Annotated in this window: 6 protein-coding genes; all 6 read left to right on the forward strand. The window is 50.2% G+C overall.

Translation table 11 applies throughout. From position 1 onward, the window contains the following. Positions 1-117: 117 nt before the first annotated feature. The 6 genes from dptF (at position 118) to BV210_RS05025 (ending at position 12,789) form a co-directional block, all read left to right on the forward strand. Complete coding sequence (gene dptF / locus BV210_RS04980; protein ID WP_077205570.1) at positions 118-1,773, forward strand: DNA phosphorothioation-dependent restriction protein DptF; 1,656 nt, start codon at positions 118-120, stop codon at positions 1,771-1,773. Then, positions 1,770-3,224, forward strand: a complete 1,455-nt coding sequence (dptG, locus tag BV210_RS04985) for a DNA phosphorothioation-dependent restriction protein DptG (RefSeq protein WP_084802566.1) — start codon at positions 1,770-1,772, stop codon at positions 3,222-3,224. Before dptF ends, dptG begins: the two co-directional genes overlap by 4 nt. Beyond that, a complete protein-coding gene (locus BV210_RS19475; RefSeq protein WP_084802567.1) occupies positions 3,208-8,961 on the forward strand; it encodes an FtsK/SpoIIIE domain-containing protein in 5,754 nt (1,917 codons plus the stop codon). The genes dptG and BV210_RS19475 overlap by 17 nt, the downstream gene beginning before the upstream one ends. A gap of 506 nt (positions 8,962-9,467) precedes the next feature. Further along, positions 9,468-9,947 (forward strand): PD-(D/E)XK nuclease family protein, encoded by a 480-nt coding sequence (locus tag BV210_RS05015; RefSeq protein WP_077205577.1) that lies wholly within the window; start codon positions 9,468-9,470, stop codon positions 9,945-9,947. Positions 9,948-10,055: 108 nt separating this feature from the next. After that, entirely contained in the window at positions 10,056-10,313 is a 258-nt protein-coding gene (locus BV210_RS19730; RefSeq protein ID WP_077205578.1) for a hypothetical protein, read from the forward strand. Next, complete coding sequence (locus BV210_RS05025) at positions 10,303-12,789, forward strand: AAA family ATPase (protein ID WP_077205579.1); 2,487 nt, start codon at positions 10,303-10,305, stop codon at positions 12,787-12,789. Before BV210_RS19730 ends, BV210_RS05025 begins: the two co-directional genes overlap by 11 nt. Positions 12,790-12,922 lie beyond the last annotated feature (133 nt).

Here is a 12,922-nt window from a genome sequence, read left to right on the forward strand (position 1 = left end):
ATGGCAAAGGTTTATTTTATGCTACGCAACATATCAAGTCAACCGACGCCAATGTCACTAACGAAATCAAGTGATTCTCTTTATGACTTATTGTATGCCTGTCAACGGGGCCAGCGAGTGGCAATCGTTGGCGGCCATACTGACGAAGATACCCTCCGTGAGGGGTTGTACGTGGAACAAGATCAGGATGAAAACATTGCTGATTTTTTTGATAATGAGTACGAGAACGATGGGCGACTGCTGATACTAACCGGGAGTGCTGGTGACGGCAAGAGTGCCTTGCTAGCCCGTGGCTATGAGAAGGCTAAAGGAAACATTCCAGAAGAGCGCGTTAAGATGGACGCGACAGAGGCACGACGACGGGACGAGAATTATTCTGACAGACTCACCTCTTTTTTTGACACAATCGAATCTGACATTCAGTCCGAGTCCGGGCCAAGAAGTGCGATTGCTATCAACTACGGTCTTGCCATCGACTATTTCCAGCGGAAAGGGATGGCAGACACATTTGATGAGATCTGGGGTGCAATAGATGAATCACAGAATGAACTTTTCTACGAGTCGACCGAGCACAATATTTCCGTACTCAATTTGAGCCATCGCGAAACATACGAGACTGCCCCTGAGTCGTTGGGTGAGGGGTTAGTTTACGACCTGATTGATCGGTTTGATCCAATGAACGAAAATAGCCCGTTCACAGAGGCTTATGAACGAGAAAAGTCAGAGTGTCCTGCCGGCGATGACTGCCCACTTCAATACAACATCCGGCAACTCTCGACCACATCAGTCAAAAGGCAACTCGCACGGTTGTTTGCAGGCTGGAGTGTGGTCACAGGTTCGTATCTGAATCCACGGACCATCATTGACAATATCGCCTCGCTCCTCCTCCCAAAATCCCAGCCTCACGATCGGGATCATGAGGTCTGTCCTATCGGAGCTGCATTAGAGAATGGGACCACAACTGCTCACCCAGAGGACCTCATATGGAATGCGACATTCGATACACTGGGGACAAACAATCGGAATGAAGCCAGTAAGATTGATCCCGCAAGTCACACAACATTTGCCATTGATCAACAAGCGTTGGAGTGGGCAACTGGAGCTAACGGGACCGAAGAGGCACTACCCTCGCTTCCAGCCGTTGAGTTTGACGAGTCAGTCGAACGCGTTCGTACAGTGTTGCGAAAGCAATACCTGAACATGGGTGACGGGAAGACTATCCTTGACAAGCCAACATTTCAAGAGTTTGCTGCCGCACTGACGTACTTCAATAACGGTAGGCCGCAAGAACATGTAAGCCGGACACAGGAATTACTCAGTACTGTTCAGAAGGCTCTAGGTGGCTGGACCGGCCGGCAGAGAGGCGATGGCCTGGTTGAGTTCATTGACGCAAAGCGGTCCGCATCATATCGATATCTCTCGGACTGGGAACAGCCCGAGTTTGATGCCGATAAGTGCGCTGAGGAGACCGAATCGCTAGCCGTTCCTGGACGTCTCAAACTAATGGCTGAGCCGTCGAGCAGCGAAGAGCCACTCATTCCGATCCCGATCTCATTCAATATCTATCAGCTGCTGACACAGGTGAGTGAAGGGTATACCCCCAATGCAACCGACCTTAATCAGTCGCATGCTATCAGGGTGCTCCACTCACGCTTGGAAGACTTCACGAACAAACGAGAAAAGGTGGTCGTAGAGGGACGGTCAAATGAAACAAAAGTGACTATCGAGGACGACAATCTTGCGCTGCGAATATCTCGGGAGGGTAGCAAATGACATATAGTGGATTTGGATTCGTTCCAGAATTCGATTCTGCACCTGGCCGAACAAATCAGCGCGCGTACTTCCCGGTATCAATATCCGCGACAGTCCGAGAAGCAACATTCTCCGAGACACTATCCGGAATCTTAGATGCCGCTCCCAGCCACGAAATTGCTGATTTGGAGAAGTCATTCAAAGACCTGCCAGCACTGGACGGCGATGACGAGACAGCCGAAGAGTTGTGGAATGCTTTCACCTCTGGATATGGTGTCTCAGCTAAAGGATTTGGTCGAAAAAACGATGAAGCGGACTACCTTGTGCCATTCAATCACGCTGTAGCGTCAGCAATTGAGATCGACCAACGTCGCTGGTCTCGCCTCTATTGGCTACTGATGACTGATCCAGGGGATGGTGTCGTTGAGGATCTCCACTCAGAATTCGTTGAGGGTCTCTTCGATATGGATATATCAAACCTTCTAGAGGAAATTGTTATTAGCGGGATCGAGAATCTAGAGGGTGTTGAATTGGCGTCAGATGCTACTGAAATTCTCTCCAACCAGACGCCGATTGAGATTGATCCGCTCGTACCGGGGTGTGCGGAAGCATTTCGCGAGGATCTCAAGGCTTGGCTCAATGTCCGAGAATCTGAATCTGCCTCCCGGTGGATGCTTGGACTGCGCGATATCCTCAACTACCACTATATGATGTATGTCATTCAAACCGCCTACACTCTCCAAGAGGAATACGAGACGATCAAAGATGGGCCACCGTATGAATACTCATTTGACATCATCCCAGTGCCGTTTGGGTTAGCGAGTGAAACTGCATCCGAATCCAGAGAATTCGTGGATGCCTGGAAAGGTGATGGTCTATCGAGGGCCCTGTACGACTCCTGGGGGCGGCTTGCGGTACTAAATCACGTAGTGAGCGTTGCGATGGACTCCGGAAATCAGATTGACGCAAAACCATACACACTCTCGGAAGCACTTGAAGCCTTCCCAGATGAACTCCAACAGGACGTCATCGATCGGTTACTCGATGAATTCCCTGATGATCAACGACCTGACGTCGACTCGGATCTGGGAGACGTAGCGATCAGGTTCACACACTCAGTTCGCCGATACTACGAAAACATGGGTAAGACACCGTCATCACAAACTGCCTATTCGGCAGGCGAGAACTCGGTTCGCGATCTTGGAACAGGTGCAGAACGACAATTTATAGAGCGACGTCGGGGTGTCGGAACGATTCTCCGACTGGACAGAGGCAGTCTTCGGCTGTTTGCTCGGCTCTTTGACGCTCGAAAGCAACGGGGTCATATAGACGAGTTCTGGGAGTATATGCGAGGGCGAGGAATTAGATTTGACCGCCGGTCAAAAGAAGAGGTAATCTCACAATTAGAGGCAATGGGACTGCTGCAGAAGCAAAGCGACAGTGGGGAGGCAATGTATGTCGAGACCCTTTGAGCAGAACGTCGCTCGATGGTTCTATGAACAGATGCCGGAACTGGATCCCCAGTCGGGAGACCGGTATGCAGGGAAGCTCCCAGACCCGAAAACGGCGGAAAAAATCACCGAGTCTATTCTTGAAAACTCCGAGGGGATGGTTAGATTTCAGACTGTAGAGTACGAGGGTGAACAACAGGATGTTCCGGTTATTGATGTCGATGGTACGTCAGTAATCGTCGTTTCTGTGCGGAGAGAGGGCGATGCTGTGAGTCGTGAGTTTGAGGTATCCCGATCGTATGCCACAACGTTACGGAACATTATCGCCGAGGGAGAAGATGACCTCGCCGATAATGCTCTCGTCATGATTTATGAGTCCGGTGTGGCCATTGAAACGCTTGAGACCACCCACCTTCTCTTTGCACACAACGAACAGCTCCCCCTAACCGACTTCCAAGAACGGATACTTGGAAGCAAAGAAAAGCTGTCTGACCCCGGGCAGGCGCTTATCGAGATCGTTGAATCGCGGCTTGAACTTCCAGATGACCCATTAGACAACCTGGATCCGCTCCGCACGTACTGTGGCATCTATGATGCCTGTATGCGTTCTGATGGGGATGCAATGCCCAGTCTCATTCCGAAGATCGGAACATATCTGACAGAAACTGCCTTTGATGAAGAATGGTTTGACAAGACAAACAGCAAGTCTGAACTCAAAAGCCAGGCTGAACAGATTTTGGACCGTAATCAAGAGCATGCAGAGCGGATTGCGGACGCCAAGAGTGTCACAAAGGATGAGGAAACAGAACTGAAAGCCTACTACACAGAGGACTTTATCGAAATAGTAGTCAGCAGGTCAAACTGGCGAACAATAACTCGGTCTGACGCAGCTGACGGAGAGGTCAGTACTACGGGTGGTGGTAGTTCTACGGGGGCAAGCACTGGAAAAAGTGGTCAAACCACGAGTAGCTCAGGTACGTCTGAGACTGGAACAGGTCGAGATCCGGAATTCGAGGATATAACCGTCGAACAAGACTTGGTTCGAATCTACGGAGCTGGCAGTCAGGCTGAGGGTGACCGGAATGTCATCATTGGGATGGACACTGGAACCCTCTCAGCGACGATTGAGTATGACATCGATATCTCAGGAGAGCCAGTGAAGCTGACTGATGGAGCCGGCAATGAGCGCGATGATTGGGAGCAACAAAACAATGAGCTAAAAGTCTCATTGTCGGGACTCGATACGGATGCGCCACAGTTCTACCGCCTGGAAGTATATATCGGACACAAGACGAAGGGCGGAACACCGCAGAATCAATTCAATTTTGCACTCATCCCTGAGTCGCTGTTCCACACGCTGCCGACTGGTGACAAGACGTTCGGTGTTGATGTTGATGAGGAGTCTCTGACAGCATTTGACGAGGAATTGATCGAGCTTACGCCGCCGGAAGCGGATGAGAGTGACAACCCAGAAACGGTTGAAATTACTGAAGAAACTCATCATAAGGCGGATCTGCATGCTTTGCTCCGGCCCAAACCACTACCAGGCGGCAGACGGGTTCGGTGTAAGCTTACACTTCCATCGGGCACACCTGTACCGCTCAATATTGACTTCATTTCTGAGGTAGATGAGCCAACACAGGAAGAAGTCCAGTTCCCACTGTCCTTCGCCGCACTGATGTCACCGACAGACTGGGCTGGGGATGATTCCCTAGAAATCGATTCTGCTGTCGTCACCAATATTGACACAGGCGAATTCCACTCGCCGACCCGCGGCCGGATTGAAATCCCTGACCCTGATCGGAAACTTCTCGCTTTAGAACAAGGAATTGTGCAGAAGGGGACGATCGCCCCTCGTGAGACAGCGCAAGTCGATGTCGGGCTCGGAGTCGTTCCTGATGATGTCGAACTCGAGAATATCGCTCCAGATCTCATCAGTGCATATACGGCATTGCTCGAGCACTTCGATCAACGTGATACAATACCATCGACAGACATCTGGGATCAGGAAACGCAGGACCATGTTGCAGATGTCTTGGAGAACTATTCGAAGGCGATCCAGGCGATAGAGGCAGGAAGGACAACCCCACAATTCAATCCATATCGTCGGCTCGGCACGATTCAGTCGACGTCCGCGAATGTCGTCTGGTTGACCCCTTTTCATCCCCTGATGTTGGCATATGGGCTGCGGGTAGCAGGATGGCGCGATGAACTGTTGGAGGCTGGAATGACTGATGGATTTAGATTTAGCCGGTTCCGGTCGCTGTTCAACCCTGTTGGATTCTCACCGTTCAGGTGGAGCCAAAGCGACGGTGGGAATATCCTTTCGGGGCACACGATGGAAAACAACCACCTCTGGGCTTCTTATGCCCCAATCGCGGGTCCGGGTTCGGACACTCCGAACTATATTGCTGACGTAATCTCCGATAAATTGGAAGCATTCGCCAGAGCGTTCCCGCTCCTATTCAAACTGCATGAGGACCGAACGCTCAACATTAATCTGGTGAATATGGGGGACCTTGGGCCGGTAATTGAGGGCCTATATGACTTCTTCAAATACGTCAATGAACACCCAGAGCTGAATCTCCCGCAAGTCAATCTACAGATCTACGGCGGTCCAAATGAGGGCCGGACGCTCGAGCGGTTCTTTGCAACTGATAGTGGGGACTCGCCACTTCGAGAGCAGTTGGGCGGCTCCTCAGACACAGATGAGATCCTGGAAAAGCTAGACCGGCGTGTGAGCTATGTTCGAGCTGATTCTAAATTCAACGAAGACACACAGCGATCCGCGCATCTCACCCTTTTCCGCGGCATTCTGGAAGAACAGCCGGGCGCCGTTGAAACTGCGAGCTTCCCTAGAGCAACACGGCTGAATGGACTTCTACCCCGAGACCAAATCCAAGTTGAGTCTGCAGGGAGTGAAATAGTCTCTCGCTCAGGGGCTGCGTTCGATCCTAAAGAGGGCGGTATTCTTGGTGAGATCGGTGCCGCTATCAATACATTAGAAGCGAGCATGCGTGACAGTGAGTTCAACTACGGTCGGACACTCAGCAAAGTGGTTACAACTGGTGGGCGATCAAATCTGCCGAACATTTGGAACCAATCCCTTTGGGTCCTTCACGTCGAGCCGAAAGTGGATCTCAGCTTCTACATCAATTCTACTTCCCAGTCGTCGGACATTTCGGATGAGGCCTTGATGATCCACTACAGTGATCAATATGACGCTGCCTCCCCCGGATTCGATATCATCACGACAACGGACAAGCGTGATCCATATATTAAGACTCTTGAACGAGAGTTAGAGGCAACTCCGGGTCTGGATGAACTCGACCCGGAATCCGTGCTTACGCGTTTGGTTGCTATCGACGGGGAGCTAGCCTTAGATCTCCAAAGCGCAGAAAACAACACCGTCATGGAACTACTCGGTTTGGTTGGGGGACTGGCAGTCAGCGGAGAGTTGCTTGCTCGGGAGTTGCCAGAGTACGAGTGGATCCCAATCAGTTTAGACGAATTTGCTCGCCACGATCGCAAATATCGTGGTGGAAACGAGGGCCTGCTCCAGTACTTCGGTGAGGGAGCAGCATCGGATGACCTGTGCTTCGTGGGTGTCCCGAAAGACGCTGAGTCCGGAGATCTCAATCTCTATCTGTGGATTGTCGAGACAAAAGGCGGAACATCGGGTATCTCGAAAGGAGTCGAGCAGGTCAAAGGAGCAAAAGAGAACCTCAAAGAGCTGTTTGACCCGGACAAGGACTATGCTGACACCGAGGTTCTCCGGAGTGAATTTGGCGATATCATCCTGCAGATCGCGCGTAGACTGTATCATTACGGGGTAATCTCCGAGACGCGGCTACAGACAATCGAACAGCATACAGACCCTCTAGTTGACGGTGAATACTCTATCAACCTGTTAGAGGACAGCCAACGGAGAATTGGAGAAGTTATTCGAATTCAACGAGACATTGCGCTGCCCGCTCTTGAGACTCAGGATGGTGTTCGTGTTCTCAAACTACCGGCGGATGTGTTATCACTTATTAATAGCGAAAATCTTAGTGAGAATTCGATCCACCCGGATCTGAAAGCTGAGAAAGTCTCATTCGAGACGCCGGCAAGTGCACAAGAGACAGAGACAACTGAGGCCGAGACAGCGGCTGTGGAAGAGGCAGAGACAAGTGTGGCCGAGGCTGAGAATTCTGAACAGGCAGAAACTGCTGAGCCTTCGTCAACGATCGCTGAGGGTGCAGAACCGACTCAAAATACCTCTTCAGGCTCGGAAGAGACAGAGGAAGCAACGACTGAGTCAGCAAGCTCAACTGGCTCAGACGCCCAAACTGAGCAATCCGAAAAACAACCGGAGCGAGTAGAGGATTCCGGGACAACAAGCGGACAGGAGTCTGAGACTGACACTGCTGCAGCTGAGAAACAGAGCGAACAGCAAGAGGAAAAAGAGTCGACTGACAGCAGCGACACTGAAGAAGCATCAGCATCTATTCAGAGTCAGAACTCCGAAGATGATGAGGGAGACTCTGACAGTAAAGTAGATGATGATACGTCAGAAGCTTCGGACACACATGCGGCAGACGCACGTGGCACAAGAGCCTACTCGTGGACATCGAGTGACAGACAGCAATTGATCGAAACCTTGGACCCGAGCCCTGAACAAGAGCTATCCATAGACGTAACACGGCTCACGACCGATCTAAAGGAGCAATTCGAATCGTTAGGGGTCGATATCTACGAACCGAACCCTGCCGATGTGTCAGTCGGTCCGCGAAAAATCGGCGTGAATATTCGACCGAAGTCGGGACAGAAAGTCGACAGTATAATCAATGTTCTGAACTCGGTGAGTGTGCATATCCAAGCATCTGGTTCTGTCACTGGTGTTGCTAATCCCGCGGAAGGAGCAATCCGCTTGGAAATCCCACATGGGGAACCGCGAGATATCCACCTTCGTGAGGGACTGGAGGCATCGGCTGAGTCGTTCAATGAACCACTTCATATTCCACTTGGAGTGACCACAGAGAACGAACACAAGACGATCGACCTACTTGAGGAACATCATGCACTGGTTGGTGGTGCTACAGGCTCTGGTAAGTCGAATTTCCTCGCATCTGTGATTTGCAGTCTCGCCGTCAACTACTCTCCAGACCTAGTCAAAATGAGTCTACTCGATCCCAAAGGGATTGACTTTGGTCGATTTGAGCCCCTACCGCAGGTAGATACCTATCTAGACACAGGCGAACAGTGTGTTGAGTACCTGGAAGGACTACTTGAATCTGAGCTGGAGGATCGACGTGACTTGCTACAGGAAATGGGCGCTTCATCGGTGCAAGAATATAACCAACTTGCAGAATCCCGAGACATCGATCGGATACCATATCGTGTTATCATTATTGACGAATACGCTGATCTGATTATGGCCCTGTCGGATACTCAGCAGGAGTTCGAGGATGCAGTCGGGCGACTTGCACAGATCGGACGGGCACTGGGGTACTCTATTTTGCTCGCGACCCAACGGCCGGATGCAAATATTGTGTCCGGCAATATCAAGACGAATTTCAACTGTCGAATTAGCTTTGAATTGCCTTCCAACACCGACTCTCGAGTGATCCTTGATCAACCGGGCGCAGAAGATCTGGAGGGGGCAGGAGACATGATTGCTTTGACATCAGCTGGTGATGAACACCATCTACAGTCATATTTACTTCGTCCCGAGGATGCTCTTACTATCAGGGCACACATCACCAGTGACGACTAGTCATCTGGATTAAGTTTCAGTATAAACTTACACAAAGGAAGGTGTGGTTCACGGATGGATACGAATTAACTCACTGGGAGCCGAAAGTCAGCTCTGTGGATCTTCTGGTTACTTGCGGCCTCCCAATCTCCACCACCCCGAAGCCGATCCAATGGGACGATCACCTACGATGAGTTGATCGGTCTGCGCCAGCACGAAATCTACGCCGAGGATCACGGTCATTCCCAAGTCTATGACAACTGGCGGCTGGAGATCCTGCGGCGGTGTCTACCTGATAGCTACGACGAGGAACGCCGTCTTCTGTACATGGCGACGATTCGAGCGAAAAATCACGTCGTCTACGCCGGCCGGGACTCCCCCAACACGTTCCTCGAAGAACTCGACGTCACAATAGAGAGTACGAACCAGCATTATCAGAGACGTCTCGGCCTGCACATGAACAGACAACCCTCGGTGCCACTATTCCTACACCAGATGGTCCAGTCGGTGAGACTCCCCACACGCTGATGCAAGGCGATGTCTTCGAGGATGTCACTGAGGGCCGAGGGACGGACTTCGGGACACAGATCCATGATTTCGCTGAAGCGTACGCACTGGGCGACTCGGCCGACGCTGGCAGGGAAGCTGACTATACGCACGTCCGGAATCTGATCGACTCGCTCGATGGCGAGCTACTGGTTGAGGAGGTGGCGTTTCTCCCGCTTACCGTCGATGACGAGCGCGTGACGATCTCCGGCGTCGTTGACCTCATCCACGTGCTGCCGGGGCGTATCGAGATCATCGATTACAAGACCGATCGTGGCCGTCACGCCCAGGCGGAGTACGGGAAGCAACTAAGTGTCTACTATCACGTGGCGTCTGCCTGGTATCCGGACCGAACCGTCACGACCAGTATCTTCTACACTGCTGAGGGCGAGCGCGTCGATATCGAGCCGGTTACGCATGAGGATCTAATGGACCTGGTCCGACCAGTAATAGAGGAATAAACCCCGTACATCAGTGAATTATTTTAGATTCAGGGGGCTCGGTTCTATGCGCTTCAATATAGTTAACTCTCCGATACATTAATGAATTCACCAGTACCCAATTTTTCTATGTCAGAAGGTCAGGGAGAAGACCAGAGACTTGGAGGAGATGTATCAGATGATGAGCTAGATATAGACCTTGCAGCTCAAGAAAATGGGGACGTAGAAGATCAGATTGCTAGCGCATTCATATTCAAGGTAATGCAATCTGATGTTGATGTGGACATGGCCGATGTCATGAATGGGCTTCTCCATAAGGATGATTTCGGTGGAGAAGATCTCATTGTTGAATGCATTGAGGAGGAAATGTTGGACGATGAAGATTAATAGCCTCACTATATCAAACTTCCGAGGTATCAATGGTGAGTTCGAACTAGAACCTAAAACAGAGAACGTTGTAATCGTTGGTCCGAACGGATCCGGAAAGAGCTCGGTGATCGCCGCGATTGATTTTCTTCTTACTGGTTCTATTAGGGAGTTATCGGGTGAAGGGTCTCAATCGTTGACTGAAACCCGTCACGGGCCCCACATCGATTCGGATCCAACCGATGCCTGGGTTGAAGGCGAGTTTATGTTAAATGGAGACAGTCTAACTGTTCGCCGAAGTGTTTCAGATCGAACTAATCCATCCATCGGCAGGGATGATGACGATGAGGAAGAATTTGGTGAGGATTTTGAATCAGTGACGCGTGCGGCGGAAAGAGGGCTACATTTGTTATCCCGGGATGAAATTCTCGATTTTATTACCGCTCAGGCTGGAAGTCGATCCGAAAGCATTCGATCCCTTCTCGACCTTCAAAATGTTCAATCTAGAAGGCTTGCCTTAGATAATGCAGCTGGCTATTTTGAGAATGAAGCTAACAGATTAGAACGTGAGGCAGATCGTCTCCGTGAGGACCTTTATACTGCTCTTGAATCAGAATCAGATAGTGATGATTCTGTTCTTCAACTTGTTAACGATCTCCGTGAGGACCTCGGTGGCAATGAACTCACAAATTTAGATGAGCAATTTGATTCGGATATCGATTCGCCCTCACGACGCGTCATTGCTTCCCCGCTTTTGCGATCAGATGGCCGACAGCGAATCGAGGAACTCCAAGAATGGTTCGATACCGATGTGGAGGATTTTCTCGAAGCAGACGAAGCTTATCGTGAACAGTGGAATGAGATCGATATAGAGGGTGAGGCCCGCCGTGATCTGAAACGACAACGTCTCGTGGAACTAGGAAAGGAGGCCATCGATGACGACGCCGAACGTTGTCCTCTATGTCTTAATGAGTGGGACCCGGAAGAGCTCCGTGAAAATCTTTCTGAACGTCTTGAGGAGGCAGAAGAACTACAAAAGAAACTTGATGAGTTAGAAGAACGTCGCGATGCGGCTCAACAATCATTGACTGATGTACGTGTTGTTGCCGAATCTCTACATGAGACCTTAACTGGAGTGGACGAATTCGATGGGGAACCACTGGAGGAATTCGTCGAATTGGTTCAGGATTGGGAAGATGCCTATAATCAAGACCTCCTTTCTAAGCCCCCTAAAGACGAAATGACGAAGGACGATCGTGACGCATTGCTACGACCCGATGATCTTCAGTCGATGCTTGAAGAGTTAGACCAACATATTTCATCGGGACCTGAGTTAGATGAGCTGGAGTCAGCGTGGTCAAACCTTCAGGCGGCAAATCAGCGATATGACGAGATGCATTCTAACAGTCGAAACGCCGCTGAGTATCGACGAGTCGCTCAAGATGTCAGGACTACACACCAGAAATTCGTCGAGGCCCGTGATTCCGTTCTAAACCGAATCTACGACGAAATCGAAGATAAGTTTGAGAGATACTATACGACTATTCATACCGATGAGACAGACTTTGGCGCTGGATTAGATCCTACTGAGACTGGACTTGAAATGGAGGTTGAATTCTACGATCGTGGCCAACATCCGCCCCATGCCCTACATAGCGAGGGTCATCAAGATAGTATGGGGATCTGCCTTTACTTCGCTCTCTATGATTGGCTTCAAGAGCAGGAAGAAATATCGATCATGATGCTTGACGACGTCGTCATGTCAATAGACTCTGAGCATCGGCGGCCTCTAGCCAGGCTAATGGCCTCAGAGATTGCAGAGGATCACCAACTGTTCATCACAACTCATGATGATCTCTGGCACCGCCACCTTCGTTCTTCTGGTGTAGTCAACTCCAATGGGGTAGTTCAATTCTCAGATTGGAACATCGAGGATGGGCCGAAAATAATTGATCGGCCAGAAATGGAGTGGGAGACGATTGAGGAAGAGCTCAATGATGGGAACGTTTCAATTGCGGCCCATCAGACACGACGCATGGCTGAGTGGTTCCTGCGTGAAGCATGCGATCGTTTGGATGGAAAAGTACCATTCAAAGCAAATAGTCAGTGGAATTTAGGTGACTTCCAGCAGGGTGTTATATCAAGATACAAGTCCTTGGTGAAGAGCGCGAAGGCTTCGGCGGATTCATGGAATCGGGATATGAGGGTAAGCCACTTTGAGGAGCTTGACAATAAGATGACTGAAATCAGTGAGCGTATTTCACATGATGGTGCTGCTCTTAACCCGAATGTCCACTGGAATGAAACGGAGTCTGAATTCGCTAATTGTACGCCAGGAGAATTGAGGCCCGCAATCAATGTCTATAGGGAACTATATGAGATGTTATGGTGCAATGAGTGTGATTCCTGTCTTCGTGTGGTCAAAGACGGACATACAGATGATAGTGTTAAATGTAATTGCTCCTCAGTCAATTGGAATCTACGAATGAACGATTAATCGAACATCAGCCACGTCCAATATTCACCCAAACATGTATATGAACTAAAATGATATCTCCTCTTAATGCGGCTGTCCTCTGCGGGAGATTTGTCGAAATATTATTTACTCAATACCACTGATATTCGTCTCT

It is taken from the genome of Halorientalis sp. IM1011 (assembly GCF_001989615.1).
GTDB lineage: Archaea > Halobacteriota > Halobacteria > Halobacteriales > Haloarculaceae > Halorientalis.

Excerpts from the sequence above, each read along its gene's own strand:
- BV210_RS19475 (WP_084802567.1), top strand. The coding sequence starts at position 3,208 with ATGTCGAGACCCTTTGAGCAGAACGTCGCTCGATGGTTCTATGAACAG.
- BV210_RS19730 (WP_077205578.1), top strand. The coding sequence starts at position 10,056 with ATGTCAGAAGGTCAGGGAGAAGACCAGAGACTTGGAGGAGATGTATCA.
- BV210_RS05025 (WP_077205579.1), top strand. The coding sequence starts at position 10,303 with ATGAAGATTAATAGCCTCACTATATCAAACTTCCGAGGTATCAATGGT.
- BV210_RS05015 (WP_077205577.1), top strand. The coding sequence starts at position 9,468 with ATGCAAGGCGATGTCTTCGAGGATGTCACTGAGGGCCGAGGGACGGAC.
- dptG (WP_084802566.1), top strand. The coding sequence starts at position 1,770 with ATGACATATAGTGGATTTGGATTCGTTCCAGAATTCGATTCTGCACCT.